The sequence below is a fragment of the Vibrio viridaestus genome, assembly GCF_003856525.1.
Taxonomy (GTDB): domain Bacteria; phylum Pseudomonadota; class Gammaproteobacteria; order Enterobacterales; family Vibrionaceae; genus Vibrio; species Vibrio viridaestus.
The window spans coordinates 1-301 of sequence record NZ_RJVQ01000191.1 but is presented as its reverse complement, the minus strand read 5'-3'; the positions used below and the strand labels follow the sequence as shown (position 1 = coordinate 301).

Here is a 301-nt window from a genome sequence, read left to right as displayed (position 1 = left end):
AAAGCCTGGCGATGTCCTACTCTCACATGGGGAGACCCCACACTACCATCGGCGCTAATTCGTTTCACTTCTGAGTTCGGCATGGAATCAGGTGGGTCCAAATCGCTATGGTCGCCAAGCAAATTTGTTAATTCAGAAAGCTGTTTCGTCTCATTACACAATCAATGTTCTTACATTGAGTCCACAAAACCCTTTGGGTGTTGTATGGTTAAGCCTCACGGGCAATTAGTACAGGTTAGCTCAACGCCTCACAACGCTTACACACCCTGCCTATCAACGTTCTAGTCTCGAACAACCCTTT

2 rRNA genes are annotated in these 301 nt (G+C 46.8%); both read right to left on the bottom strand.

From position 1 onward, the window contains the following. Window positions 1-3 precede the first annotated feature (3 nt). Window positions 4-119, bottom strand: a 5S ribosomal RNA gene (gene rrf / locus EES38_RS22070). 85 nt (window positions 120-204) lie between these two features. Then, window positions 205-301: ribosomal RNA gene (locus EES38_RS22065) — 23S ribosomal RNA — on the bottom strand; the annotation flags it as partial.